This is a genomic window from Gillisia sp. Hel1_33_143 (genome assembly GCF_900104765.1).
Lineage (GTDB): Bacteria > Bacteroidota > Bacteroidia > Flavobacteriales > Flavobacteriaceae > Gillisia.
Genome location: NZ_LT629737.1, coordinates 22,233 through 48,620, shown reverse-complemented (window position 1 = coordinate 48,620; position 26,388 = coordinate 22,233). Strand labels below are relative to the sequence as shown.

The 26,388-nt window shown below is 33.5% G+C and carries 23 protein-coding genes; 14 read left to right on the top strand and 9 right to left on the bottom strand.

Going from position 1 to position 26,388, the window contains the following annotated elements:
* Window positions 1–93: 93 nt before the first annotated feature.
* Entirely contained in the window at window positions 94–807 is a 714-nt protein-coding gene (locus BLT84_RS00240; protein WP_091262071.1) for an outer membrane beta-barrel protein, read from the top strand.
* Window positions 808–890: 83 nt separating this feature from the next.
* Here BLT84_RS00240 and pepT read toward each other — a convergent pair whose 3' ends face one another.
* Window positions 891–2,135 (bottom strand): peptidase T, encoded by a 1,245-nt coding sequence (gene pepT, locus BLT84_RS00235; RefSeq protein ID WP_091262069.1) that lies wholly within the window; start codon window positions 2,133–2,135, stop codon window positions 891–893.
* Between the two features lie 264 nt (window positions 2,136–2,399).
* Here pepT and BLT84_RS00230 point away from each other — a divergent pair, with 264 nt between their 5' ends.
* The 8 genes from BLT84_RS00230 to guaB all read left to right on the top strand — a co-directional run bounded on the left by BLT84_RS00230 (window position 2,400) and on the right by guaB (window position 12,959).
* Window positions 2,400–3,422: a quinone-dependent dihydroorotate dehydrogenase gene (locus BLT84_RS00230; protein WP_091262067.1), complete on the top strand. Its 1,023-nt coding sequence runs from the start codon at window positions 2,400–2,402 to the stop codon at window positions 3,420–3,422.
* Between the two features lie 13 nt (window positions 3,423–3,435).
* A complete protein-coding gene (locus tag BLT84_RS00225; RefSeq protein ID WP_091262065.1) occupies window positions 3,436–4,050 on the top strand; it encodes a LysE family translocator in 615 nt (204 codons plus the stop codon).
* A 109-nt stretch (window positions 4,051–4,159) separates the two neighbouring features.
* Window positions 4,160–5,023, top strand: a complete 864-nt coding sequence (locus BLT84_RS00220; RefSeq protein ID WP_091262063.1) for a hydroxymethylglutaryl-CoA lyase — start codon at window positions 4,160–4,162, stop codon at window positions 5,021–5,023.
* 138 nt (window positions 5,024–5,161) lie between these two features.
* On the top strand, window positions 5,162–6,373 hold the full coding sequence (locus BLT84_RS00215; RefSeq protein WP_091262061.1) for a DUF4856 domain-containing protein: 1,212 nt from the start codon (window positions 5,162–5,164) through the stop codon (window positions 6,371–6,373).
* 55 nt (window positions 6,374–6,428) lie between these two features.
* Window positions 6,429–7,541, top strand: coding sequence for an imelysin family protein (locus BLT84_RS00210; protein WP_091262059.1), 1,113 nt, complete (start codon window positions 6,429–6,431; stop codon window positions 7,539–7,541).
* A 13-nt stretch (window positions 7,542–7,554) separates the two neighbouring features.
* Window positions 7,555–8,919 (top strand): HTTM domain-containing protein, encoded by a 1,365-nt coding sequence (locus BLT84_RS00205; RefSeq protein WP_091262058.1) that lies wholly within the window; start codon window positions 7,555–7,557, stop codon window positions 8,917–8,919.
* Window positions 8,900–11,365, top strand: a complete 2,466-nt coding sequence (locus tag BLT84_RS00200; RefSeq protein WP_091262056.1) for a TonB-dependent receptor — start codon at window positions 8,900–8,902, stop codon at window positions 11,363–11,365. The genes BLT84_RS00205 and BLT84_RS00200 overlap by 20 nt, the downstream gene beginning before the upstream one ends.
* 121 nt (window positions 11,366–11,486) lie before the next feature.
* Window positions 11,487–12,959: an IMP dehydrogenase gene (gene guaB / locus BLT84_RS00195; RefSeq protein WP_091262054.1), complete on the top strand. Its 1,473-nt coding sequence runs from the start codon at window positions 11,487–11,489 to the stop codon at window positions 12,957–12,959.
* 76 nt (window positions 12,960–13,035) lie between these two features.
* On the opposite strand, the gene BLT84_RS00190 is transcribed toward guaB, so the two are convergent.
* The 3 genes from BLT84_RS00190 to BLT84_RS00180 form a co-directional block, all read right to left on the bottom strand.
* Window positions 13,036–13,551 carry an OmpH family outer membrane protein gene (locus BLT84_RS00190; RefSeq protein ID WP_034889132.1) on the bottom strand — a complete coding sequence of 172 codons (516 nt, stop codon included), beginning with the start codon at window positions 13,549–13,551 and terminating at the stop codon, window positions 13,036–13,038.
* A gap of 65 nt (window positions 13,552–13,616) precedes the next feature.
* Window positions 13,617–13,859: a hypothetical protein gene (locus BLT84_RS00185; protein WP_034889134.1), complete on the bottom strand. Its 243-nt coding sequence runs from the start codon at window positions 13,857–13,859 to the stop codon at window positions 13,617–13,619.
* A 2-nt stretch (window positions 13,860–13,861) separates the two neighbouring features.
* Window positions 13,862–14,311 carry an SRPBCC family protein gene (locus tag BLT84_RS00180; RefSeq protein ID WP_091262052.1) on the bottom strand — a complete coding sequence of 150 codons (450 nt, stop codon included), beginning with the start codon at window positions 14,309–14,311 and terminating at the stop codon, window positions 13,862–13,864.
* 186 nt (window positions 14,312–14,497) lie between these two features.
* Here BLT84_RS00180 and BLT84_RS00175 point away from each other — a divergent pair, with 186 nt between their 5' ends.
* The 5 genes from BLT84_RS00175 (at window position 14,498) to BLT84_RS00155 (ending at window position 21,293) form a co-directional block, all read left to right on the top strand.
* The gene (locus tag BLT84_RS00175) at window positions 14,498–15,364 is read left to right on the top strand and encodes a peptidyl-prolyl cis-trans isomerase (protein ID WP_231929395.1); all 867 of its coding nucleotides are present in this window, start codon (window positions 14,498–14,500) and stop codon (window positions 15,362–15,364) included.
* Complete coding sequence (locus BLT84_RS00170) at window positions 15,327–16,784, top strand: peptidylprolyl isomerase (RefSeq protein ID WP_091262050.1); 1,458 nt, start codon at window positions 15,327–15,329, stop codon at window positions 16,782–16,784. Before BLT84_RS00175 ends, BLT84_RS00170 begins: the two co-directional genes overlap by 38 nt.
* 9 nt (window positions 16,785–16,793) lie before the next feature.
* Window positions 16,794–17,747: an AAA family ATPase gene (locus BLT84_RS00165; RefSeq protein ID WP_091262048.1), complete on the top strand. Its 954-nt coding sequence runs from the start codon at window positions 16,794–16,796 to the stop codon at window positions 17,745–17,747.
* Between the two features lie 267 nt (window positions 17,748–18,014).
* Complete coding sequence (locus tag BLT84_RS00160) at window positions 18,015–20,282, top strand: aconitate hydratase (RefSeq protein ID WP_034889142.1); 2,268 nt, start codon at window positions 18,015–18,017, stop codon at window positions 20,280–20,282.
* Window positions 20,283–20,732: 450 nt separating this feature from the next.
* Window positions 20,733–21,293 (top strand): TlpA family protein disulfide reductase, encoded by a 561-nt coding sequence (locus BLT84_RS00155; RefSeq protein WP_034889144.1) that lies wholly within the window; start codon window positions 20,733–20,735, stop codon window positions 21,291–21,293.
* Between the two features lie 3 nt (window positions 21,294–21,296).
* Here BLT84_RS00155 and BLT84_RS00150 read toward each other — a convergent pair whose 3' ends face one another.
* Genes BLT84_RS00150 through BLT84_RS00130 form a run of 5 tightly spaced genes read right to left on the bottom strand, consistent with a single transcriptional unit; the run spans window position 21,297 to window position 26,107 of the window.
* Window positions 21,297–22,430 carry a lycopene cyclase family protein gene (locus BLT84_RS00150; protein ID WP_091262045.1) on the bottom strand — a complete coding sequence of 378 codons (1,134 nt, stop codon included), beginning with the start codon at window positions 22,428–22,430 and terminating at the stop codon, window positions 21,297–21,299.
* Between the two features lie 27 nt (window positions 22,431–22,457).
* The gene (locus BLT84_RS00145) at window positions 22,458–22,907 is read right to left on the bottom strand and encodes a sterol desaturase family protein (RefSeq protein ID WP_091262043.1); all 450 of its coding nucleotides are present in this window, start codon (window positions 22,905–22,907) and stop codon (window positions 22,458–22,460) included.
* Complete coding sequence (locus BLT84_RS00140; RefSeq protein WP_034889151.1) at window positions 22,907–23,746, bottom strand: phytoene/squalene synthase family protein; 840 nt, start codon at window positions 23,744–23,746, stop codon at window positions 22,907–22,909. Before BLT84_RS00140 ends, BLT84_RS00145 begins: the two co-directional genes overlap by 1 nt.
* 1 nt (window position 23,747) lies before the next feature.
* On the bottom strand, window positions 23,748–25,208 hold the full coding sequence (locus BLT84_RS00135; protein WP_091262041.1) for a phytoene desaturase family protein: 1,461 nt from the start codon (window positions 25,206–25,208) through the stop codon (window positions 23,748–23,750).
* Window positions 25,209–25,210: 2 nt separating this feature from the next.
* A complete protein-coding gene (locus tag BLT84_RS00130; RefSeq protein ID WP_091262039.1) occupies window positions 25,211–26,107 on the bottom strand; it encodes a MerR family transcriptional regulator in 897 nt (298 codons plus the stop codon).
* Between the last annotated feature and the right edge of the window lie 281 nt (window positions 26,108–26,388).

Below are 26,388 nucleotides of genomic sequence, written 5' to 3'. Positions count from 1 at the left end.
AAGTTTAGATCGTTATTTGATAATAAATAAGAGGTAAATAATGACAGAAATAATATATTTACCCCTTTCATTTTAATAGAAACAACCCCATTTATGAATAAAAAAATACTTAGCCTATTTATAGGTTTAATGGCCCTAACCGTTTCAACCTCACAAGCTCAAGAGTTTAAGTTAGGATTAAAAGGAGGAATAAATAGATCCTTTGGTGGTGAAATTGATGCAAATGATTCTAATAATCCGGGCAGATATACAGATGAAACGTTTACCCCAGATGGCAAGATCGGGTTTCATGTGGGAGGATGGGCGCAAGTTAATTTCGGGAAATTTTTTGTAAGACCAGAATTGGTTTATTCTGAAGTGAAATCTGAATATGTATTTCCCGGAAGCACTTCTCTTTATGAAGTTACAGAATTTAGTGTTCCTTTACTAGTTGGTTATAATGTTTGGGGGCCTTTAGATATTTATGCGGGCCCTGCATATAAGAATATTATAGATGCTACGATGGAAAAGTTAGAACCTGTTAATGATCCACCTCAAGTTATAGTACAAAATACTCCTTTTTCGGCACAGATTGGAGCTAAAGTAGAATTTGGAAGTTTTGGTTTAGATGTTCGATATGATAAATCACTATCTAGTGCAGAAACGCAAAGCGTAGATTTTTTGAATGATGGAGTTATTGGAGGTATAAATAGAGCAGATATTACAGATGGAAGGTATGATCAATTAATTGTGAGTTTGACCTTTAAGTTATTTGATACAGCCAATAAAAATAAGCGAAGAAGAAGAGGTGGAAGTTGTTACTTCTAGATTTCTTAAATGTATTGTATAAAAAAAAGGATCATTAAATTAATGGTCCTTTTTTTTATACAATAAGTTCAAATTATTTTGAACTATTTTTGATATTTTTCTGAAGTCATCTCGGCTATTTTTACAATAACCGCCATTGCCTTTTGCATGCTTTCTACAGGAACATATTCAAATCTACCATGAAAATTATGTCCACCAGCAAAAATATTTGGACAAGGTAAACCCATAAAACTTAATTGAGAACCATCTGTTCCACCTCGTATAGGTTTAATAAGCGGTGCTATGTCTAAAGCTTTCATTGCTTCTTCTGCAATATCTACTATATGCATTACAGGTTGAATTTTCTCACTCATGTTGAAATATTGATCCTTAATTTCAACTTTAATGATCTCATCTTCATGTTGAATATTGATCTCTTCTACAAGATCCTGTATCATTTCTTTTCTAGCCTCGAAGTGGGCTTTGTCATGATCTCTAATGATATATTTTAATTTGGTTTCTTCCACATCTCCTTTAATATCAGTAAGGTGAAAAAATCCTTGTCTATCCTCAGTATGCTCAGGTGTTTCTAGTCTTGGTAAAGAGTTGATAAAATCTTGAGCTATATACATGCTATTGATCATCTTATCTTTTGCATAACCAGGATGAACTATTTTACCTTTTATAGTAACTACCGCTCCGGCAGCATTAAAATTCTCATATTCTAATTCGCCAATCTGACTGCCATCCATGGTATATGTCCATTCTGCTCCAAATTTTTCAACATTAAATTTATGAGCACCACGACCTATTTCCTCATCTGGAGTAAAACCAATTCGTATTTTTCCATGTGGGATCTGAGGATTGTTTACCAAATATTCCATTGCTGAAACTATCTCGGTTATTCCAGCTTTATCATCGGCTCCTAACAATGTTGTACCATCTGTGGTGATTATCGTCTGCCCTTTATATTGTAAAAGATCTTCAAAATAATCTGGAGAAAGTATGATGTCTAGCTCCTTATTTAAAACAATGTCTTTCCCGTCATAATCTTCTATGATCTGAGGTTTTACATTGGTACCGGTAAAATCTGGTGACGTATCAAAATGTGAAATAAAACCAATAACCGGAACTTCAAAATTTACATTAGAAGGTAAGGTTGCCATGATATATGCATGTTCATCTATTTCCACATCCTGTAAACCTATTAGCTTTAATTCTTCTACTAGCTTATTTGCAAGGTCCCATTGTTTTTTTGTGCTTGGAGTACTATCACTTTCGTGATCACTTTGAGTATCTACAGTAACGTAGCTAACAAATCTGTCTATTATTTTATTTTTAGAAATCATTGTTTCCTTAAATTTTTTTATTTATTTGAAATTGTATTTTGAAGTAAACACTTCATACCACAAAAGTCATTTCAAAAATAACAACTTAAAAAGAGATTCTAGGTAAGGAGTGTTTATTTTTTAAAGCTGAGTCCAAAAATATCTAGCATCAAGCTTTAAGAATAATAGTGTAGCGCCTAATAAAAATTTAATAGCTATTAAAGTATTACATCAGAATGATAAGTGTTTTTCAAATTAATCTATTTTTGCACAAACCTATCTGTTATGTATAAGTCGGTTATAAGACCTTTGCTTTTTCAATTTGATCCTGAAAAGGTTCACTATTTTACTTTTGATACACTAAGAATTCTAGCCAAGATTCCGGGAATATCTTCTTTCCTGAAAAATAAATTTCAGCGAGAGGATAAAAGATTAGAGCGAGAAGTCTTCGGTATAAAATTTAAAAATCCGGTTGGACTCGCTGCAGGTTTTGATAAAGATGCCAAATTATATAAAGAATTGGATTCTCTAGGATTTGGATTTATTGAAATAGGAACTGTTACTCCAAAAGCTCAATCTGGAAATGAGAAAACAAGATTGTTTAGATTGAAGGAAGACAATGCCATTATAAATAGGATGGGTTTTAATAATGAAGGTGTAAAAGCTGCAGTTTCCAGATTAAGAAAGAATAAAAATGTACTTATTGGTGGAAATATAGGCAAGAATAAAATTACTCCAAATGAAGATGCTGTAAATGATTATGTGATATGTTTTGATGCGTTATTTGATCATGTAGATTATTTTGTTGTAAATGTAAGTTCCCCAAATACTCCAAATTTACGAGCGCTTCAGGATAAAGAGCCATTAAAAAAGCTATTGAATACACTTCAGATAAAGAATAAGAGTCGGGAAAATTCTAAACCTATACTTTTAAAGATAGCTCCAGATCTTACAGAAGAGCAGCTTTTAGATATCATTGAAATTGTAAACGAAACAGGGATTGCTGGAGTAATAGCTACTAATACTACCATATCTCGAGAAGGTCTTACTTCTAAAAATAAGAAAGAGATGGGTGGAATGAGTGGGAAACCTTTAAAAAATAGGTCTACCGAAGTGATTAGATTTTTGTCTCAAAATAGCAATCAATCCTTTCCGATAATTGGGGTGGGAGGAATACATTCTGCTAAAGATGCTGTAGAAAAAATAGAAGCAGGTGCTTCTTTAGTACAGCTTTATACAGGATTTATTTACGAAGGCCCGGCGCTTATAAAAAGTATTAACGAGGCTATTTTAGCTAAAGGTCTATAAAATCTATATAATTTTGCTTTTACAGATCATACCTTTTTTAACTGCATCTATCTTGCTCACTCTTTCTCCGGGACCAGATATAATTTATGTATTGGTACAGAGCATGACTAATGGTAAAAAAGCGGGTATTATGACAGCTTTAGGTTTAGTATCTGGTATTTTGATACATACCAGCTTAGTTGCTTTTGGAGTTTCTGCGATTATAAAAGAATCTGAAACTCTTTTTTGGATCATCAAAATATTTGGAGCCGGTTATTTATTCTATCTAGCCTATAAAGTTTACGGCAGTGACGGAGGTATTAAAATAGAGTCTTCAAAAAAGTTACCAACTAGGAAAATTGCTTTGCTAAAACAAGGTTTTATAATGAATGTTTTAAATCCGAAAGTAACTATTTTCTTTCTTGCATTCTTTCCGGGGTTTCTGTGGGATACGGAGGGAAATACTGTTCTTCAATTCTATATTCTAGGCTTTTTATTTATGCTTCAAGCAATGATCATCTTTGGGTTAATAGCATTGATATCGGGGAAGATCTCAAAATATCTTTTACAGCATCCTAGATCTGGAGTAATTTTAAAATGGATACAAGTTGTTGTTTTTATAGCAATTGGTGTCTTAATTTTAATATAAAACAGTTTGAATCTACGTATAGTGAGTATCTAATTCTATAGTTGAATTCAGATATCTTCATTTTTCCTATCCTATTTTTATATAATACCTAAAATACTATCTTTGAAGTATGGATAAAATAAAACTTATAGAATGTCCGCGAGATGCCATGCAAGGCATTAAATCATTCATTCCAACAAAGACTAAGATTCAATATATTCAGGCATTGTTAAGATGTGGATTTGATACCTTAGATTTTGGAAGTTTTGTTTCTCCTAAAGCAATTCCGCAAATGGTAGACACTGCTGAGGTTCTTGCAGGTTTAGATCTTTCTAAGACCCAAAGTAAACTTCTTGCAATTATAGCAAATACGCGAGGTGCAGTGGATGCAGCATCTCATAAAGAAATAAAATATTTGGGCTATCCTTTCTCCATTTCAGAGAATTTCCAAATGCGGAACACTCATAAAACAATAGCAGAATCTGTAGAAACTCTAAAGGAAATTTTAGAGATCGCTCATAAAAATGATAAAGAGGTAGTAGCTTATCTCTCTATGGGATTTGGTAATCCATATGGCGATCCTTGGAATGTGGAGATCGTTGCAGAATGGACAGAGAAAATGGCAGCTATGGGTGTGAGTATTCTTTCGCTCTCAGATACTGTAGGTACCAGCACTCCAGATATCATCTCGTATCTATTTTCTAACCTCATTCCTGCATACCCAAACATAGAATTTGGTGCTCACTTACATACCACACCAACTACATGGCATGAGAAAATAGATGCAGCTTATATGGCAGGATGCCATAGATTTGATGGAGCTATCCAAGGCTTTGGAGGTTGCCCTATGGCTAAAGATGATCTTACAGGAAATATGCCTACAGAGAAAATGCTCTCTTACTTTAATGCTAAAAAGGCCGACTCTAACGTGAGAATGGGAAGTTTTGAGTCTGCTTATAATGAAGCTACCAAGATCTTTACGGTGCATCATTAATATTCTCTATTTACTACTTATCTCAAATAGATTTATATTATTTAAATTAAGTCTAAATAATATTTGCAGAGTAGAAATTCGAGCTTATCTTTGCGGCTGAAAATTAATTTTATTTTTAATCAGTCTTAATAAGCTTTCATGAAAAAATTCGCCCTAATAGCATTTGCAGCAGGTTTAACATTAAGCTCGTGCAGTTCAGATGATGATGTAGCTGTAACTACAGAGAACCCAATAATTATTCCACAGAATTATACCTTTGAAAGAGGTACTTCTTCAACCGTAAATTATGAAGGACAAACAACCAGACTAGAGATGTCTGCAGAGTTGTTAGCATCCTTCAATGATTTTGATAATGCTTCTGAGCAGACATTAGCTAATATGTTTTCCAATGAAAATGCTCCTTTTTCTTCTGCGGCGTTAAATACTTCTTCAAAAAGTATCAAATCTAAAGTAGCGGCATCAACTTTATATTTTTCTGCAAATACTGTAGAGAGCGCTATGATCAAAAATGATTTTGATGGGTTTATTCAAGAGCAAATGAACGTTGTAAAGAGTAATAAAGATCAATTAGCAGAACCGGGAAAAGCCGGTCAGGTAGCATCCGGGTCTAAGGAGCGTTATGTAAATGGAAAAGGTCTTGAATTAAATCAGGCTTTTGCAAAAAGTTTAATTGGAGGTTTAGTTCTAGATCAGATACTTAATAATTACTTATCTACAGGTGTTTTAGATGAGGGAGATAACAGGATGAATAATGAGGCAGAAATTGTAGAAGAGGGAACCAATTATACCTCTATGGAGCATAAATGGGATGAAGCTTATGGGTATCTATATGGAAATCCATCCATACCAAGTGCAGATCCAAATTCAGTTTTGAATGAAAGTGATGATCATTTGTTATTCAATTATTTGGGAGAAGTTGATGACGATGAAGATTTTTCAGGTTTAGCTAGCAGTACGTTTGAAGCTTTCAAAAAAGGGAGAGCTGCAATTGTTGCTGAAGATTATGCCCAGAGAGATCTTCAGGCAGAGATTATTAAAGAGAATCTGTCTAAAGTTATAGCGGTTAGAGCAGTTCATTATTTACAAGGTGGTAAAAATGATCTAGCGGAGCAAAACTATGGTTCTGCATTTCATGCCCTTTCTGAAGGATACGGATTTATCTACAGCTTAAGATTTACGAATAATCCTGTTACCAACATGCCATATATCACAAAGGCTCAAGTAGATTCTTATAAGGAGCAATTATTGGCTGGAAATGGATTTTGGGATGTAAATGCAGCTACGTTAGATACCATATCAGAAGAAATAGCTTCAGCATTTGGATTTAGTGTAATGGAAGCCGCTGAATAATAACAATTCTCTGGCACGAAAGTTTTAAGGTTCCAGAACTAATATTTATATAATAATGAAAATTTCAAGACTATTATTTTTAAGCTTATTCATATTTGCAGCTTGTTCTACAGATGATAATGAAGCTAACGAAGAAACAGGAGGAGAATCTAATTCTTTTGATCGCAAAGCAATGTTAGCTAATTGGGCAGATAATATTATTATTCCTGCATTTGATAATTTTGAAAATTCTACACAAGACCTTCAAGATAAAACAGCCAATTTCACCAGCAATCCTTCAGAAGATAATCTAATAGAATTAAGAGCTTCTTTTGAAAAGGCTTATATAGATTTTCAAACTGTTTCTATGTTTGAAATAGGAAAGGCTGAAGAATTAAATTATAGAAACTTCTTAAATACCTACCCTACAGATGTTATTTCTATTGAACCTAAAATTACAGGAGGAACTTACAATTTGGCACTACCAAGTGCTTACAAAGAACAAGGTTTTCCTGCGCTAGACTATTTATTGAACGGTGTTGCAGAGAACGATGCAGCAACTGTTGAGGTTTATGCTAAGGATGAATATAAAAACTACCTTTCTGATGTTTCAAAAAGAATTAACGATCTTACTAAAGAAGTAAACTCTTCTTGGCAGAGTACATATAGGGACAATTTTGTGAATAATACAAGCTCTTCTAGTACAGGTTCTGTAGATAAATTTACCAATGATTATGTGCTGTATTTTGAAAAATTCTTAAGATCTGGTAAGATCGGTTTTCCGGCAGGAGTTTTTACCGGAGAACCTTCTCCTAAAAATGTGGAAGCTTTATATTCTGAAGATCTTTCAAGAAAATTATATATACAATCTTTAAAAAGTGTTCAGGACTTCTTTAACGGTAAATCATTTAATGGTGTACAAACGGGGGTTAGTTATAAGCAATATCTAGATTATTTAGATTCTATGAAAGGTGGTGAGCAGTTAAGTGGTTTAATTAATAACCAGTTTAATGAGATCATAGATCAGGCTACAGATCTAGATGCAAACTTAAAAGTGCAAGTTCAAACTGATAATACTGTAATGCTACAAGCATTTGATGAGTTGCAAAAAGAGATCATCTTACTTAAGGTTGATATGATGCAGGCACTTTCAATTAGTGTAGATTATGTAGATTCTGATGGGGATTAGCCTAAATTTTTAAATGAAACATCAAATAAACAGATATTTGCATTCTTATACGGAAGCTGCTCCTTTGGCAGTCTTCCGTTTATTGTTTGGTTTAATGATGTTATTTAGTATTATTAGATTCTGGCTTAACGGTTGGATAGAAAAACTTTATATAGATCCTAAATTCTTTTTCTCTTACTATGGATTTGAATGGGTGAAGCCTCTTGGTAATTTTACATATTTAATTTTTATAGTTTGTGGAATTTCTGCATTATTCGTGAGCCTTGGCTATAAATATAAGATAGCTATCATCAGCTTCTTTTTGAGTTTTACTTATATCGAGTTGATGGATAAAACAACTTATTTAAATCATTATTACTTTATAAGTATTCTTAGTTTTTTAATGATATTTCTTCCTGCCAATGCTTATTATTCTATAGATGCATGGAGAGATTCTAAGAAAGCTTTTCAGAAAATACCTTCATGGAGCATAGACGCTATTAAGCTTCTTCTTGCTATCGTTTATTTTTACGCAGGTCTGGCTAAATTAAATTCAGATTGGTTGCTTAGAGCCATGCCATTAAAAATATGGCTGCCGTCAAAATACGATCTTCCCTTTTTAGGAGATCTTATGCAGCAGGAATGGGTTCATTATGCCTTTAGTTGGAGCGGTATGGTATACGATCTTAGCATACCCTTTCTTTTACTTTATAGAAGAACAAGATTTGCTGCATTCCTAATGGTGATTATATTTCATGTTTTAACAAGAGTGTTATTTCCTATTGGGATGTTTCCTTATATAATGATTGTTAGTGCTCTTATCTTTTTTGATGCTGAAGTTCACCATAAAATTCTCTCTAAGATCTCTTCCATATTTAGGCTCGATTTGCTGAAATTTGATAATGGACGTAATCTTATCTTTTTCCCTATAAAGAGAAAGGTTTCTCTCTTTATATTAACATTTTTTTTTACAGTGCAACTTCTACTTCCATGGAGATATTTATTATATCCGGGAGAATTGTTTTGGACTGAAGAAGGATATAGGTTTTCTTGGAGAGTAATGCTCATGGAAAAAGCGGGTTATACTCAATTTAAGATCGTAGATGCGGGAAGTGGAAGAAGATTCTATGTAGATAATTCAGATTTTTTAACGCCTTTCCAAGAAAAGCAAATGTCCTTTCAGCCAGATTTTATTTTACAATATGCTCACTTTCTAGCAGAACATTTTAGAAAAGATGGTCACAAGAACATAGAAATTTATGTAGAAAATTATGTAGCGCTTAATGGCAGAAAAAGCGCTCCCTATATAGATCCTGAAGTAAATCTGCTCAATTTCAATGATTCACTTAAACATAAATCTTTTTTATTACCATTTCAAGATGAAATTAAAGGTCTTTAGTATATTTTTTCTCATATCAATGTATGTTCAAGCGCAATATTCTATTAGCGGTAAAATAACATCTGCAACAACAGGAGTGCCTGTATCTAATGCAGAGATTTGGAATAAAGCTACCGGTACAATGGTCGCAGCAAATGAAAATGGTGAGTTTGTTATGAATGGTTTAAAAGAAGGTGAATATCTTTTTGCTGTTTTTAGCTATGATTATGAGATTCAAGAAAAGCAACTTACTATCAATTCTAACACTCGTATAGATTTTCAACTAAACCCCTTGGCCGAAAGTCTTAGTGAAGTTGTTCTTACCAATAGAAGAGAGCAGATCTTTGCTTTAAGAAAACTTAGAAAGGTAGAGGGAACAGCCATTTATGCTGGTAAGAAGAGTGAAGTGGTATTGCTAGATAAGGTTACAGGAAATCTTGCAGCTAATAATGCGCGGCAGATCTATAGCCAGGTGGTAGGACTCAATATTTATGATAATGGAGATGCAGGACTGCAGCTTAATATTGGTGGTAGAGGACTGGATCCCAATAGAACACAAAATTTTAATACTAGGCAGAATGGATATGATATTTCTGCTGACGTTCTAGGGTATCCGGAAAGTTATTACACTCCACCACCAGAAGCTTTAAAAGAGATACAAGTAGTTAGAGGTGCTGCATCTTTACAATATGGAACTCAATTTGGCGGTTTAATCAATTTCAAATTCAAAGAACCAGTAGCAGATAAAAAAATAGAGCTTATTTCCAGACAATCTTTGGGATCCTATAATATGTTCACGAGCTTTAATAGTCTAAGTGGTACCGTAGGGAACTTTAGTTATTACACGTATTATAATTATAAAGAGGGAAATGGATTTAGGCAGAATTCTGGATATGAATCTCACAACGCCTTTGCACATTTAGGATGGAAGTTTAATCACAAAACAAATATAAGTTTTGAATATACCTATTTAGATTATTTGGCACAACAACCAGGTGGGCTTACCGATACTCAGTTTTACCAAAATCCTGATTTTAGCAATCGAGAACGTAATTGGTTTGATGTGAATTGGAATCTTTTTGCATTAAAACTAGAGCATAAGCTATCCAACAATACAGATATTAGCTTAAATGTATTTGGACTTGATGCTAGTAGAAAAGCAGTTGGATTTAGAGAAAATAGAGTTTCTCAGGCAGATGATCCTTTAGCTCCCAGAGAGTTGCTAATAGATAATTTTTCTAATTGGGGTACAGAAGCAAGAATATTAACTAGATATGATCTTTTTGGAGAGCAATCTGTATTACTATTGGGTAGTAAATACTACAATGCAAATAACGATCAACGTCAGGGGCCTGGAAGCGCATCTGCTAAGGCAGATTTTAATTTTGCTTCAGATCAATTTCCTAACTACACAAGGCAGTCTGAGTTTCAATTTCCTAATAATAACCTTGCATTCTTTGGAGAGAACATTTTTAATATTACTAATAATTTTTCAATCACTCCGGGATTTAGATATGAGTATATTAAGACAGAAGCAGAAGGCGAATATAAATTCATTTTGCAGGATCTGGCAGAGAATGTTTTAGTGAATGAAACGATTCCAGATAATAGAAAATTTGATAGAAGCTTTTTATTACTGGGAGTTGGGAGTAGTTATAACTTGAACCCTACCAATGAACTTTATGCCAATTTTTCTCAAAACTATAGATCTGTAACCTTTAATGATATTAGAGTTATAAATCCTGTTTTTCAGGTAGATCCAAATATTAATGATGAAGAAGGATTTACATCAGATCTTGGAATTCGAGGAAGATTTAAAGATGTGCTATCTTACGATTTGAGCGTTTTTGCGTTGAAATATAATGATCGAATTGGTGAAGTATTAAAACCTGAAGTTAGAGAGAATGCCCAGGGAGTTATAAGTGAGACAGGTAGAATTGTTAGATTTAGAGGAAATATTGGTGATGCTTTTATCTATGGGTTGGAAACTTTTGCAGAATGGAATCTTAGAAATACATTCTTCAAAGTAAAAAAAGATCATATACTTAACACTTTTTTAAACGTTGCCTTTACACAATCTGAATATACCAATTCTGAAGAAGTGAACGTTAAAGGCAATGAAGTAGAATTTATTCCAATGGTAAATTTAAAGACAGGATTGAATTTTGGTTACAAAAACTTTTTAGCAGGATTACAGTACACGTATCTATCAGAACAATATACAGATGCTTCAAATGCACCGCAAGATATTAATGATAATCAGCGTGGAATTGAAGGGAAAATCCCCGCTTATGGTATTATGGATCTTTCTGCATCCTATGCATTAGGAAGATTTAGATTAGAAGCAGGCGTAAATAACCTTTTAGATAATTCCTATTTTACAAGAAGAGCTACCGGCTATCCCGGTCCTGGAATTTTACCAGCCCAACCAATTACATGGTACACATCATTACAATTCAAATTATAATAGATTATAAAGTGTTTAATGCCTAAATTTTAATTCTGGGTATAATCTTAGATATCAACATTGAAAAGATTATTCCCAGTTTTTAATCGTATATTTGCACGCAATTAAATCTTTAATTGCTATGACTGCACACGAATCCAAAATTGTTGGGGAAGGACTTACTTACGATGACGTACTTTTAGTTCCTGCTTTTTCTGAAGTTCTACCCAGAGAAGTAAACATCCAAACAAAATTCACTAAGAATATCACTATCAATGTTCCGATAGTATCTGCCGCTATGGATACTGTTACAGAAAGTAAAATGGCAATCGCCATAGCGCGTGAAGGAGGAATAGGAGTTTTGCACAAAAATATGACCATTGAAGCGCAAGCTTTAAAAGTTAGAAAAGTAAAACGTGCAGAGAGTGGAATGATCATAGATCCGGTTACACTACCAATAACTGCAAAGGTGTTAGATGCTAAAAGTAACATGAAGGAGCACAGTATTGGAGGAATTCCTATTATTGATGATCAAGGAAAACTTTTGGGTATAGTTACAAATAGAGATCTTAGATTTGAAAAGAATGATAGTAGACCTATTTCTGAAGTTATGACTTCAGAAAATCTGGTAACTGTTTCTGAAGGAACTTCATTAGAAGAAGCTGAGGTTATCTTACAGCAGAATAAAATAGAAAAATTACCCGTAGTAAATTCTGAAGATAAATTAGTAGGACTAATAACTTTTAGAGATATCACTAAGCTCACTCAGAAGCCAAATGCTAATAAAGATAGCTATGGTAGATTGAGAGTGGCGGCAGCAATTGGCGTAACAGCAGATTCTCTAGAGCGAGCAACTGCTTTGGTTAATGCAGGAGTAGATGCTATAATTATAGATACAGCTCATGGTCATACCAAAGGAGTTGTGAGTATTTTAAAAGATGTGAAAAATAAATTTCCAGATCTTGAAGTGGTTGTAGGTAATATTGCAACTGCAGAGGCGGCTAAATACTTGGCAGAAGCCGGTGCAGATGCTGTTAAAGTAGGAATTGGACCTGGTTCTATCTGTACAACAAGAGTTGTTGCCGGAGTTGGATTTCCTCAATTCTCTGCAGTGCTAGAAGTAGCGGCAGCTCTAAAAGGAACTGGTGTTCCTGTTATAGCCGATGGAGGAATTAGATATACCGGAGATATTCCAAAGGCTATTGCCGCAGGAGCAGATTGCGTAATGCTAGGTTCTTTACTTGCAGGAACCAAAGAATCTCCGGGAGAAACGATCATCTACGAGGGTAGAAAATTTAAGTCATATAGAGGAATGGGGTCTGTAGAAGCTATGAAGCAAGGTTCTAAAGACAGGTACTTTCAAGATGTAGAAGATGATATTAAGAAATTAGTACCGGAAGGTATTGTAGGTAGAGTTCCTTATAAAGGTGAGTTGGAAGAAAGTATTCATCAATTTGTTGGAGGTTTAAGAGCTGGAATGGGGTATTGTGGAGCAAAAGATATAGAGACACTCAAGGAGAATGGTAGGTTTGTGAAAATAACATCTTCCGGTATTCATGAAAGTCATCCTCATGATGTAACTATTACCAATGAATCTCCTAATTATAGTAGATAAGTAGGTAGTTTTATAAAATAGAAAAGCCGGTTTAGATAATTCTAGACCGGCTTTTCTATATAAACGTATTGATATTTTATTCTGTTGCTTTTATTGTGATACCCAATTTGCTCAATACTGCATCTGTAATGTCGAATCTTGGATCTGCATAAGCAAGTCCATTCGTGCTTGCATTTAGAATTTGAGTATATTTTTGAGCCTCAATTACTTGTTTCATAGCAGCATCTATTTTAGCATAGAGAGGCTGAGTAAGTTCATTCTTTTTCATTTGTAGCATCATCGAAGCCTTTTGCTTAAAAGTTTTCAGGTCATTTTCTACAGTAATAATCTCCTGTTGCTTTGTCTTTAATTGTTCTTCAGAAAAAGATTCATTTTTAGCTTTGTATTCTGAGATAAGAGAATCATACTTTTTTACGCTTTCTTCCATTTGAGATTGCAGATTTGCGCTATAGGTTTGTAAACCTTGTTCTACAGAAGCCATTTCTGGCATATTCCCTAGAATATAATCTGCATCTATAGTTCCTACTTTAGTCTGAGCTTGAGAAAAAAGAACGGTTGTGAAAACCGCAATGCTTAAGATAAAATTTTTCATGTTTATTTGATTTTCAGCAAATATAATAGAGCTAACCAATTATTAATCAAATTTTCAATCAAAAATTATTCTTCATACCATGTTGCACGATGAGGTTTTAAGATCTCTCTAAATTTTTGCATCTGGGATTCGGGTACTACCCAATAAGCGGCATTATGCATTTCACTGTATTTATCTATTCCCGTAATTTGCCATTCTTCTAATTTTTCTGCAGCTATATAATCTTTTAAATGGATCTCATGATGATTGGCTGTTTGCAATGACTGGGGACCTCTAAAATCCCATATAAGTTTAACTCTTTTTTCCATATTTAATTTTCTACACTTTTACCTTCTTCTGCAAAAGTCTTAAAATCTTTCATAAATTGATAGGATTGTTTCTTAAACATTCCGGGCATTAGTTTTCCAATAACGTTCATAAAACCGGAGAATTCAAATTGATTATCAGAAATCCAACGGGTGGAGTTTTCAGATTCTTCTTTAAAATAATTCTTCTGAGTGTTAAAAACTCCTTTAGATTTATAAGTGGTATGTAGTTCATAAGGAAGATTACTCTTTTCTATACACTCTATCATTTCAATTTCTCTGTTACTAATTCTAAATTTTAATTTAGCACGGGCACCTTCTTCACCCGGAGAACCGCTAATGTGATTGTAGCTTATAAAACCTTTTTGCCAAAATTTAAAATTTTCTGGTTTTTCCATCTTACTAATTACCTCTTCTCGTGGAAGATCAATAATTATTTCTTCTGAATATTTCATAATGGTTCCATATTTGTTCTTCTTCCAAGGTAAAACAGAAATTTTAATTTTTTATATAATTTGTAGTATTTAGAATCGTTAATGGTTTGTGTTGTAAAAGCTTTCAGATTTCATATTTTTGCGTTGAAATTTAGTTGCCTTTATATTTTTAAGGTAATAAAACAACATTCCAATAAATTTATAAGCTTGATAGGTAAGAAAATTTTTAAGATCTCTTTGATCTCCTCTTTATTGATCACGGTAACTAGTTGTAACTATTTTAGTAGTGAAGTAGAAAAAGAACCTATTGCTAGAGTAAATCAAAGTTATTTGTATAAGGAAGATATTCTTCCATTAATTGGAGAAAATGTTTCTCCAGAAGATAGTACCCTTATAGTTTCGAATTTCATAACACGTTGGGCTACACAGCAATTGCTCATAGATAGGGCTATGTATAATTTAAGTAGTGAGCAACAAAAGGAATTTGATGAGTTGGTTAAGAATTATAAGAATGAATTATATACCAAAGCCTATGCAGATGCTTTAGTAGATAAGAGGCTAGATACTACCCTGCAAGATCTTCAGGTAGTAGACTACTATAAAAGTCATTTAGAGAATTTTAGACTTAATGAAGATCTGGTTAAGCTAAGATTTATCAATTTGAATAAGAACAGTTTGGACTTTTCTGATGTTAAGAAAAATTTTATCAGATTTAATGAGAAAGACAGAGAGAATTTAGATAAGATCGCATTGCAGTTTAAGGCATATTCATTTAATGATTCTGTATGGGTAAGTTCTAAATCTGTATTTGATAAAATAGGTCCTCTAAACGATGCAAATAAAGCGCAATTACTAAAAAAATCTAATTTTCTTGAACTCGAAGATTCATTAGAGGTATATTTGGTGTATGTTAACGATGTTTTGTTAAGAAATGAGCAAGCACCCATAGAGTACGCAAGGTCTACCATAAAACAGATCATTTTAAACAGGCGTAAAGCCGATTTGGTTAAAGAATTAGAAAAAGACATAACAAAAGATGCAATTGAAAACAAACAATTTGAAATTTATAATTAACGGTATTGCAGGTGTATGCCTGCTATTTGGAGCAACTCAAGATATAATGGCTCAGGAAATAGTAGTTACAGATAGTACTGCTATTCAACCTAAAGTAGAGGTAGAGAGAGCTCAGGTTCCTGCCGGAGAATTTCAGAAATATAAAGTAGATGGTATTGCTGCCGTAGTAGGAGAATATGTGGTTCTAGACAGCGATGTAGATATGATGCTCAAAGATCTAAAAAGTCAAGGTGTATCTACAGCAGATGTTACAGACTGCCAATTAATTGGAAGTCTTCTTGAAAATAAACTTTATGCACATCATGCCGTTCAGGATAGTATCATTATTGCAGATTCTGAGATAAGCAGTTATGTAGATCAGCAAATCAATCAATTGGTTGGGCAAACAGGATCTATGGAGAAAGTTTTAAAATTCTATAAGAGAGATTCTGAAGCAGATTTTAGAAAAGAACTTTTTGAGATCAATAAGCAAAGAGAGCTATCTAACCGTATGCAAAAGAATATTATAGATGATGTGGAAATTACTCCAGAAGAAGTAAGAAGTTATTTCGAAAAAATAGATGTTGAAGAAAGACCAATTTTTGGTGATGAAGTAGAGATCTCTCAGATCATTATTAAACCTGAGATTCCTCAATCTGAAAAGCAAAAGGTTATTGATAGGTTAGCTCAATTTAGAGAAGACGTTATAGATAACGATGCTAGTTTTGCTACAAAAGCAGTATTATACTCTCAGGATCCAGGTTCAAGTAGAGATGGTGGTAGAATGGTTATTTCTAGAAAAGATCCTCTGGACAAAGATTTTAAGGACACTGCCTTTAGTTTACAAGAAGGCGAAGTTAGTGAACCTTTTGAATCTGCATTTGGTTACCATATTATTAAAGTTGATAAGGTCTTAGGTCAAAATTTGGAGATAAGACATATTTTATTAATTCCAGATGTAACTAATGCTACTGTAGAAGCTGCTAAATCTGAAATTGACAGTATTAGAACTCAGGTAAAAGATGGGAAACTTAAATTTGCTATAGCGGCTAAGAGATTTTCTGATGAAGAAGAAACTGCTGCTAATAATGGTAAATTAATCAATCCTACAAGTGGAGATACAAGATTTGAGCAAACAAAGATAGATCCTGAAATTTATGATCAGGTTGTAAACCTTCAGGAAGGTGATGTTTCTTTGGTACTTACAGATCAAGATAGAACAGGAAGAGTATTTTATAAACTTATTACTGTAGATAAAAGATATAAAGAGCACAAAGCAGAATTTGCTAAAGATTATTTAAAGATCAAAGAATTAGCCTTAAGAGATAAGCGAATTGATGTTATTGAAGAATGGCAGAAAGAGAAAATTGCTGATACTTATGTAAAGATCAACGGGAAATATAGATCTTGTGATTACGCTAGTGATTGGTTGAAAAAATAAATCAATACTATGTCTAACGTTGCTGCTGCAGAATCTTTAGTAAAGAAACACCAACAATTAAAGCAAGAGATTGCAAGAGTTATTGTAGGGCAGGAGCAGGTTATAGAACAAATATTACTTTCCATTTATGCGGGCGGGCATGCGCTTTTAATAGGGGTGCCCGGCCTTGCAAAAACCCTTATGGTGAATACCATTTCTAAGGCTTTAGGGTTAGAATTTAAAAGAATTCAATTTACTCCAGATCTTATGCCTAGTGATATTTTAGGATCTGAGATCCTAGATGAGAATAGACATTTTAAATTCATTAAAGGCCCGGTGTTTTCAAATATTGTACTTGCAGATGAGATTAACAGAACTCCCCCAAAAACACAGGCAGCAATGTTGGAAGCAATGCAAGAACGAAGCGTTACTGTTAGCGGACAGAACTACGGTTTAGATCTACCTTATTTTGTGCTTGCCACACAAAACCCAATAGAGCAGGAGGGCACCTATCCCTTACCAGAAGCACAATTAGATCGATTTATGTTTGCTGTACATTTAGATTACCCAAGTTTTGAGGAAGAAGTGGCGGTAGTTAAGAGTACGACGAATAATGAAAAAATTAAAGTTTCAGCATTATTTAATGCAAAAGAAATTATTGAGATTCAGCAATTAGTTAGAATGGTTCCTGTTCCAGACAATGTAATAGAATATGCAGTAAGGTTAGTTGGAAAGACAAGACCACAAGGAGATTCTGCTCCCACCATAATAAAGAATTATGTAGATTGGGGAGCAGGCCCAAGAGCTTCACAAAATTTAATACTAGCAGCTAAGGCACATGCATTGGTAAATTCAAAGTTCTCTCCAGATATAGAAGATGTACAAGCCGTTGCTGTGGGCATATTAAGGCATAGAATAATTAAGAATTACAAAGCAGAGGCAGAAGGATTATCAGAAGCATTTATTATTAAAGAGCTATTTTGATCTTTTTCCATTAAGAGAGCTTTCAGCCTCGTTTTCATCGAATTTCTAATCGATACTATACAGAATTAATTTAGAGATACCTTTAATAGAATTTATTGAATTCGTAAATTTATATTATAAAAATACGTTTTCATCAAAATTTATAAGTCCATTCTGTCATAAAATGAATAATCTATACTTATTTACGAAGATTGATTGTGATTTTTAAAATCGTAGTAAAATTCGTAATTTCGCAAGACTTTTTAGAACATAAAAACACTCACAGATATGGCATACGATATTGACATGATCAAAAAGGTGTACAGCCAAATGGCAGACCGTGTAAATAAAGCACGTGAAGTTGTTGGAAAGCCTTTAACACTTTCAGAAAAAATACTTTATTCTCATTTATGGGACGGAGAAGCTAATACTGCTTACCAAAGAGGTAAGGATTATGTAGATTTTGCTCCAGATAGAATTGCTTGTCAGGATGCAACAGCACAAATGGCATTATTGCAATTCATGCAAGCTGGAAAAGATAATGTTGCAGTACCAACTACGGTTCACTGTGATCATTTAATTCAAGCTAAAATGGGTGCTGCTATAGATTTAAAAGCGGCAAATACAAGTAGTCATGAAGTATTTGAATTTCTAGAATCTGTATCTAACAAATACGGTATCGGATTTTGGAAACCGGGAGCAGGGATCATTCATCAAGTGGTATTAGAAAACTATGCATTTCCTGGTGGAATGATGATTGGAACAGATTCTCATACCGTTAATGCCGGTGGTCTAGGAATGGTAGCTATTGGAGTTGGTGGAGCAGATGCTGTAGATGTTATGGCAGGAATGGCTTGGGAATTAAAATTCCCTAAATTAATTGGAGTTAAGTTAACTGGAAAACTTTCTGGATGGACCGCTCCTAAAGATGTGATTTTAAAAGTTGCTGGTATCCTTACTGTAAAAGGTGGAACTGGAGCAATTATAGAATATTTTGGAGAAGGTGCTACTTCTATGTCTTGTACTGGTAAAGGTACAATTTGTAATATGGGTGCAGAAGTTGGTGCTACCACTTCTACTTTTGGATATGACGATTCTATGGAGCGTTATCTAAGAGCTACCAATAGAGCAGATGTTGCAGATGCTGCAAATGGAGTTAGAGAGCATTTAACCGGTGATGATGAGGTATATGCTAATCCAGAACAGTATTTTGATGAAGTGATAGAGATCAATTTATCTGAATTAAGACCTCATTTAAATGGACCTTTTACTCCAGATTTAGCGACTCCTATTTCTGAAATGGGTAAAAAAGCTAAAGAAAATGACTGGCCAATAAAAGTAGACTGGGGACTAATAGGTTCTTGTACCAACTCTTCTTATGAAGATTTAACAAGAGCAGCCTCTATTGCAAAGCAAGCAGTAGATAAGAAAGTTAAAGCAAAATCTGATTTTGGTATTAACCCAGGCTCAGAAACCATTCGCTTTACAGCAGAGAGAGATGGTTTGTTGCAGATATTTGAAGATCTAGATGCAACTATCTTTACGAACGCATGTGGTCCTTGTATTGGGCAATGGGATCGTTCAGACAGAAAAGGAGATGAGAAGAATACAATTGTTCACTCATTTAATCGTAACTTCTCTAAAAGAGCAGATGGTAATCCAAATACACACGCTTTTGTAGGTTCTCCAGAAATGGTGGCTGCAATAGCAATTTCGGGTAGATTAGATTTTGATCCTACCAGAGATACTTTGATGAATGAAGATGGGGTTGAAGTAATGTTGGACGAACCAACAGGAATTGAGCTTCCTCCAAAAGGATTTGATGTTAAAGATCCAGGATATGTAGCTCCATCTCCAGATGGAAGTGAGATTGAAGTTAAAGTTGCTAAAGACAGCGAGCGTTTACAATTATTGGAACCGTTTAAACCTTGGGATGGTAAGAATCTTACGGGTGCAAAACTTTTAATAAAAGCATTTGGTAAATGTACTACAGATCATATTTCTATGGCGGGACCTTGGTTGCGTTATAGAGGGCATTTAGATAACATTTCTAACAATATGCTTATTGGTGCCATTAATGCTTTTAACAAGAAAACCAATTTTGTTAAAAGCCAGATCACCGGAGAATATGATGGTGTACCAGCGGTAGCTAGAGCATATAAGGCAGCAGGAATTCCTTCTGTAGTAGTTGGAGATCATAATTACGGGGAAGGTTCTTCTAGAGAGCATGCAGCTATGGAGCCAAGACATCTTGGAGTTAAAGTTGTTTTAGTAAAATCTTTTGCTCGTATTCATGAAACAAACCTTAAGAAACAAGGGATGTTAGGAATTACATTCCAGAATGAAGAAGATTACGATCTTTTCCAGGAAGATGATACGATCAATTTTATAGATCTTGAAAATTTTGCACCAGATACACCACTAACAATAGAATTGGTACATGCAGATGGAAGTAAAGATACTTTTAAAGCTAATCATACTTATAACCAACCTCAGATAGAATGGTATAAGCATGGTTCTGCATTAAATCTTATAAAACTCGAGAACGCTAAATAATCTCATTTAGTAGATTAACTTATATAGCCCGATCACATTGTAAATTGAATGTAGATCGGGCTTTTTGCATGAGCAGTATTTGTAAAAATAAATAACCCTGAAGATTTTCTTCAGGGTTATTTTAACCTATCTACCATTCCCTACAAAGGTAGACACGTTAGTTTTTTGATATAGTTTATATTCTATTCCAAATTATACAGTCTAATACAGTATGTGAATAGAAAGATGGCATTTAAATTATATAGATATTCTTAAAAAATTGATTTTAAGTATATTATTTTAAAATTAATGCTAAAATGATAAGAGTATTGCCATTATTACTAATTAATAATAACACAAATACTTTTATTTTTAAGTGCTCTGCTTCCTTTTATAGATATTTTAAATTAAACTTTTCTACCGCTGTTAAGATTATACTGTATTTTCGTCTAAAATTAAAACGATAATTAAATGAAGATTTTTAAGAATCAATGGTCTAATATTATAATGGTCATCATTATCTTAGCCATGATTATTCCTGGTACAAGAAAGCCTATTGCTGTCTTTGTAAATAAGCTGATCTCTTTTAGTCCCTCTGTAACTTCAGAAGAAGAAAGACCTAAAATTGCATCGTACAACTGGGTTTTAGAAAAGAATAATAAAGATCGTGTAGAATTTTCAGATCATAAGGGTAGAGTAGTGCTTGTAAATTTCTGGGCTACCTGGTGTCCCCCATGTATTGCAGAAATGCCTAGTTTTCAGAAATTATACGAAGATTATAGTGATAGGGTTGATTTTTTCTTTGTTTCAAATGAAGATCATCAAACGGTTCGCAATTTCATGAATAGAAAGAATTTTACATTACCGGCTTATCGCCCCAAAAGCGAACTTCCAGAACCGTTAAATAGTAATACCTTACCAACTACTTACTTAATAGACAAGCAGGGAAATATTGTTATAGAAAAGGTTGGTTCTGCAGCTTGGGATAGTGAAAAAACAAGAAAAACCTTAGATGAACTTTTAGCTAAATAGCGTTTACATTCCTTTTCTAAAAAAGGACTTTATAAATTCCACATCAAATAGGGAGAACATAATTTTGAGATCTTCTGATAGTGATGTTTCCTCATCTAAATATTTTAAAATATTTTTAGTTGTGTTTTTACTGTAAAATTTACTGAAGATCTCTTCGCCCATTTCATTGTTTCTAGTAAGAACATCAAGAAAAATTGCATCATACCATCTAAATCTAGAATTCAGCAGTTCATAAGATGGTTCTTTTCCAGCTTTGATATTTGCAACGATCTTAGCTGTTTTCTTTTCTGTATGTTTAAAAGAATAACCCGTAGACCCCTTAACCCAGGATCCTGCTGTTCCTATTTTAGTAATGGATGGAGTGTTATCTTTATGGAAGGGAAAATCTGTCATAGGTATAACTCCTATTTCAGTCTCTGAAATATGAAATTGATCTACCCCGAGATATTCCTTAATATAACTCATCAGCATTTCATCATAAACGCTTTCTTCGGTAAGATATGGGGTAAAAAAGGTGAATTCTATTAAGGCTTTAGTTCTTGAAAGGGGTAGCATATAAGTGAAGCTGGTACTATTATTATGCTTCAACCTATAATCCATCATAGTGAATTGATCCGGATCAAAAATATTGCTATCTGTTTCAATTATCCATCCTTTAAAATGCTGATAGAGTAAGGAGGATTTTTTATCTTTTAGGTAGCTAGAATTTATTCTACTATCAAAAAAATGAGTTGCTTGATACTGTTTAGCTCCATGAGCGATCATTGTAGTTTCATATATTTCAGAAATACTATCCTTAATAAAATGAAAATTATTTAAACTTTGAAGCCTATCTTTTGCTAAGGAGTAAAAATCCTCAGAGCGAATCATTTTGTATTTATAGGGTTCAAGCTGAAATTTTAAATATTTCGATGAAGTTAGAAATCTTCCGCTTTCCCAGGATTTATAAATTATAGACTCCCAATTACCTTTTCCTTTTTCCCAAAAGCACCAAGTTTTATCGTTTTCGGTTTTATCTGAAGGATCTATTATTGCAAATTGCTTATTATTAAAATAAGGGTCTTCTGCAAATCTCAGTGCCAGTTGTAGTCCAGCTAAGCCACCGCCAATAATTATATAGTCGAAGCTATCTGGCATTGAGTTATAAGATATAAGAATTTAGAATTATTTTCTGAAGTATTTGAATGGCACCCATAACATCCCAAAACACTCTCCATGATCTTTACCTAAATGTTTATGGTGCATTTTATGAGCTCTTCGTACCCCTTTAGCATATTTGTTATTGGCATTTCTAAAGATCTTAAACCTTTGGTGGATAAAGATATCATGAACTGTGAAATAGGCGATTCCGTATGCTAATATTCCTAATCCTATAGGTAGGCCAATCCATAGATCGTTATATCTCCATAATAAAAAGAAGGTAATACTCACAAACGCGTAAAAAACAAAAAATAGATCGTTGCGTTCCCACCAGCTACTATGGTCTTTTCTATGATGATCTGCATGAAGTTTCCATAGAAAGCCGTGCATAATGTATTTATGAGTAAACCATGCCATGCCCTCCATAATTAAGAAGGTTCCTAAAAAAACAACTAACCAGAGTAAAATGTTCATTACAATAAATTTAATCGGTATGAAATATATGATTTTGCCAGTAGACCGGCTTTTTGATAATTTGGAACGCTAATTCTTCTGTTTTTAATTTCTAAAGAAGGTACGTTCTTTAATTTATGGAGTAATTTTCTGTAATATATATATGCTGTATAAACGCCAAATTTAGCTTCTACTGGTAATTTAGCAATACCATGCAATCCTTTTTTGAAATCAGCTTCAATCTCATCTATTATTCGTTGCTTACTTTCTTCATCTAGCGCTTCTAAATTGGTATCTGGAAAATAACTTCTACTAAGGTCTTCAAAATCTGCTTTTAGGTCTCTAAGGAAATTCACCTTTTGAAATGCAGACCCTAAGCTCATTGCAGATTCTCTTAATTCATCATACTTGATCTGATCTCCACCTACAAAAACTTTTAAGCACATAAGACCAACTACATCTGCACTTCCATAAATGTATTCTTTATATTCAGCTTGAGTTAGATAATCAGATTTATGAAGATCTAGTCTCATGCTCTTTAAAAAGGCTTTATAAAGGGATGGATCAATCTCATATTTATGTACAGTTTCCTGAAAAGAATTAAGGATAGGATTCAGACTAATTTTTTGATCTATAGCTTTGTAAAGATCTGCGGTAAAATCATCAAGTAAATTCTCTTTATTGTAGTCGTGAAAAGAATCTACAATTTCATCTGCCAATCTAACAAAACCATAAATATTATAAATGTCCTGCCTTATGGATGGAGCTAGCATTTTTGTAGCTAGAGAAAATGATGTACTATAAGCGTTAGTAACTTCTTTGCTGCAGCTTCTAGAAACCTTATCGTAAATGGATTTCATATTAGTTGTCTTTTTGAATGAGTCCGGAAACAAGTTTTCCAGAAATTAAAGATGGAGGCACACCTGGACCAGGTACGGTAAGCTGTCCGGTAAAATACAAACCTTCTACTTTACTACTTTTTAATTTAGGCCTAAGAAAAGCGGTTTGTAATAGTGTATTTGCCATACCATATGCATTGCCTTTATAGCTGTTGTAATCTTTAATAAAATCCTTCACGCAAAAAGACTCCTTAAAAATAACGTTATTTTTTACAGATTGATGAGTTAATTCCTCAAATCTGTTCATGATCTTTTCAAAATAAATTGATCTTAATTCTTCTGTATCCTCCAAACCTGGTGCAATAGGAACCAGAAAGAATCCATTTTCACAATTTTCTGGTGCGGTACTCGCGTCTGTGAGAGAGGTGAAATTAGCGTAAAACAGAGGGTTTTCTGGCCATTTTGGTTTATCGTAAATATCCTTTGCGTGCGCATCAAAATCTACATCAAAGAATAAGTTATGATGATTTACGTTTTTCAATTTCTTATCAAAACCTACATAGAAAAGAAGTGAAGATGGAGCAAAGGTCTTCTTATCCCAATAACTTTCAGAATATTGTCTGTTTTTCGCATCCAGTAAAGTTTCGCTATGATGATAATCTGCACCGGTCACTACTAAACTGGTTGGAATAATTTCCCCATTCACAAGAATAGAAGTTATTTTTTTATCTGTTGTATTAATCTTATCTATACTACAATTTGTGTTGATTTTTACTCCCAGACTTAGCGCTAAAGCTTCCATAGCTTTAATTACCATGAACATTCCACCTTTTGGATGCCAAGTACCAAGTCCAAAATCTGCATAGTTCATAAAACTATAAAAAGAAGGAGTATCGCTGGGTTTTGCGCCTAAGAAAAGCACAGGGAATTCTAAAATTTGAATAAGTTTTTTATTTTTAAATTCTTTGCGAACATCTTTTGAGATGGTGCTAAAAAATTGTCCGACCCTTTTTATAGTCTCGGGAGTAACTAATTCTAATGGTGATACACCCGGTCTATATACAAGATCTTTAATAGCTATCTCATAATTGTTCTGAGCATTGGAAATAAACTTTTGTAACTTTTTTGAACTTCCTTTTTCCTCCGCTTCAAAGGCAGCGTAGATCTTCTCTAAAGTATCTTCAATGTGAATGCTTTTATCATTTCCGAAGAAAACGGTATAAGCCGGATTCAATTTATCTAAATGATAGTAATCTGAAGGTTTTTTATTGAAGTCTTTGAAAAACTGCTCAAATACATCTGGCATCCAATACCAAGAAGGTCCCATATCAAAGGTAAATCCGTCTTTTTTAAATTGTCTTGCTCTACCTCCAATACTATCATTTTTTTCGTAAATAGTAACAACATACCCATCGCGCGCTAAGTAACATGCAGCAGATAAAGATGCAAACCCAGATCCAATAACGCTTACTTTGTTCTTCATCATTAATCTAATTGATTTGCAAATTCTGTAATAGACTTATATATTCTGATATTTTCCGGATAATTGTTAGGATCTAAATTCTGTATTTTTGCTCCAAATAAGCTAATGTCTAAGGTTTTTTCTGTGCATAGTTCTCTTTGAAATTCTTCCAAGAAACTATCCATTTCCAGCGGTGCGATTGTAAGATAACTCATAAACTTTAAATCTTTATGAATTTCCAATAAGTACTTCATATCTTTTAAAGGCATACTAGGGCCAAGGTAGATCGTTCTTTTTCCATGAAAATTCAATTCAAAATTTAGGTAGAGGATACCAAGATCATGAATTTCATTTTCTGGTAAGAAGAGCACATATAGATCATCCTCATTTTCATTGGTGGCATCTCCATACTTAGAAATGTTTAAATATAATTTCTGCTTAATTAAATTAACAAGAAAATGTTCATGAACGGGATTTATAGTATCTGTTTGCCATAATAGACCTATTTCATCTAAAAGAGGAATAAAGATCTCCAAAAAGATCTCTCTAAATTCCTTCTTCTCAATAAGCATATTATAGGTTTTATTAAACAACACCTGATCAAAATTGATCATAGCTATTTTAAACGAATTAATTGCTCGATTCTTAACACTCGCGCTAGCCGCTACATTTTTAACCATTGTAGAGATCTCAACATCGGTAAGTTTCGCTATTCTAGATATCTTATAGCCATGTTCATTTAAGAAAGTTACATTGAGTATCTTCTGTAAATTTTCTAGATCGTAGGTTCTTATGTTAGTATCTGTGCGCTCTGGTGATAAGATATTGTAGCGTTTTTCCCAGATTCGGATAGTGTGCGCTTTTATTCCACTTAAATGCTCTAGATCTTTTATGCTGAAATTCTGTTTAACGTTTTCCATAGGTGTTAATAGATAAACAAATCTAAACAAATTTGTAGTTTCACTTTTATATCAAAATGTTAAATGTTTAATCTTGTAGATATAAAGTTAAACAAAATTGATGTAGGGAATACTTCTTCTGAATACCTATATACGGAATTACTTAATTCTGGGTTTGCATTTTTAAGCTGAATTTACGGAAGTAGTAAACGCTAATTCGCTTCGTAGAGTTATAACTAATATGGTAAAGGAGATAGCTGTGAGATTTTGATCCTATCAAAACTTTTAAAAAGGATAGTATT

Coding starts and splice junctions, on each gene's coding strand:
- BLT84_RS00150 (WP_091262045.1), bottom strand. CDS start 22,430: ATGCCAGATAGCTTCGACTATATAATTATTGGCGGTGGCTTAGCTGGA.
- BLT84_RS00205 (WP_091262058.1), top strand. CDS start 7,555: ATGAAACATCAAATAAACAGATATTTGCATTCTTATACGGAAGCTGCT.
- guaB (WP_091262054.1), top strand. CDS start 11,487: ATGACTGCACACGAATCCAAAATTGTTGGGGAAGGACTTACTTACGAT.
- BLT84_RS00170 (WP_091262050.1), top strand. CDS start 15,327: ATGCAATTGAAAACAAACAATTTGAAATTTATAATTAACGGTATTGCA.
- BLT84_RS00200 (WP_091262056.1), top strand. CDS start 8,900: ATGAAATTAAAGGTCTTTAGTATATTTTTTCTCATATCAATGTATGTT.
- BLT84_RS00215 (WP_091262061.1), top strand. CDS start 5,162: ATGAAAAAATTCGCCCTAATAGCATTTGCAGCAGGTTTAACATTAAGC.
- BLT84_RS00155 (WP_034889144.1), top strand. CDS start 20,733: ATGAAGATTTTTAAGAATCAATGGTCTAATATTATAATGGTCATCATT.
- BLT84_RS00140 (WP_034889151.1), bottom strand. CDS start 23,746: ATGAAATCCATTTACGATAAGGTTTCTAGAAGCTGCAGCAAAGAAGTT.
- BLT84_RS00145 (WP_091262043.1), bottom strand. CDS start 22,907: ATGAACATTTTACTCTGGTTAGTTGTTTTTTTAGGAACCTTCTTAATT.
- BLT84_RS00230 (WP_091262067.1), top strand. CDS start 2,400: ATGTATAAGTCGGTTATAAGACCTTTGCTTTTTCAATTTGATCCTGAA.
- BLT84_RS00160 (WP_034889142.1), top strand. CDS start 18,015: ATGGCATACGATATTGACATGATCAAAAAGGTGTACAGCCAAATGGCA.
- BLT84_RS00130 (WP_091262039.1), bottom strand. CDS start 26,107: ATGGAAAACGTTAAACAGAATTTCAGCATAAAAGATCTAGAGCATTTA.
- BLT84_RS00220 (WP_091262063.1), top strand. CDS start 4,160: ATGGATAAAATAAAACTTATAGAATGTCCGCGAGATGCCATGCAAGGC.
- BLT84_RS00135 (WP_091262041.1), bottom strand. CDS start 25,208: ATGAAGAACAAAGTAAGCGTTATTGGATCTGGGTTTGCATCTTTATCT.
- BLT84_RS00240 (WP_091262071.1), top strand. CDS start 94: ATGAATAAAAAAATACTTAGCCTATTTATAGGTTTAATGGCCCTAACC.
- BLT84_RS00185 (WP_034889134.1), bottom strand. CDS start 13,859: ATGGAAAAAAGAGTTAAACTTATATGGGATTTTAGAGGTCCCCAGTCA.
- BLT84_RS00190 (WP_034889132.1), bottom strand. CDS start 13,551: ATGAAAAATTTTATCTTAAGCATTGCGGTTTTCACAACCGTTCTTTTT.
- BLT84_RS00165 (WP_091262048.1), top strand. CDS start 16,794: ATGTCTAACGTTGCTGCTGCAGAATCTTTAGTAAAGAAACACCAACAA.
- BLT84_RS00180 (WP_091262052.1), bottom strand. CDS start 14,311: ATGAAATATTCAGAAGAAATAATTATTGATCTTCCACGAGAAGAGGTA.
- BLT84_RS00210 (WP_091262059.1), top strand. CDS start 6,429: ATGAAAATTTCAAGACTATTATTTTTAAGCTTATTCATATTTGCAGCT.
- pepT (WP_091262069.1), bottom strand. CDS start 2,135: ATGATTTCTAAAAATAAAATAATAGACAGATTTGTTAGCTACGTTACT.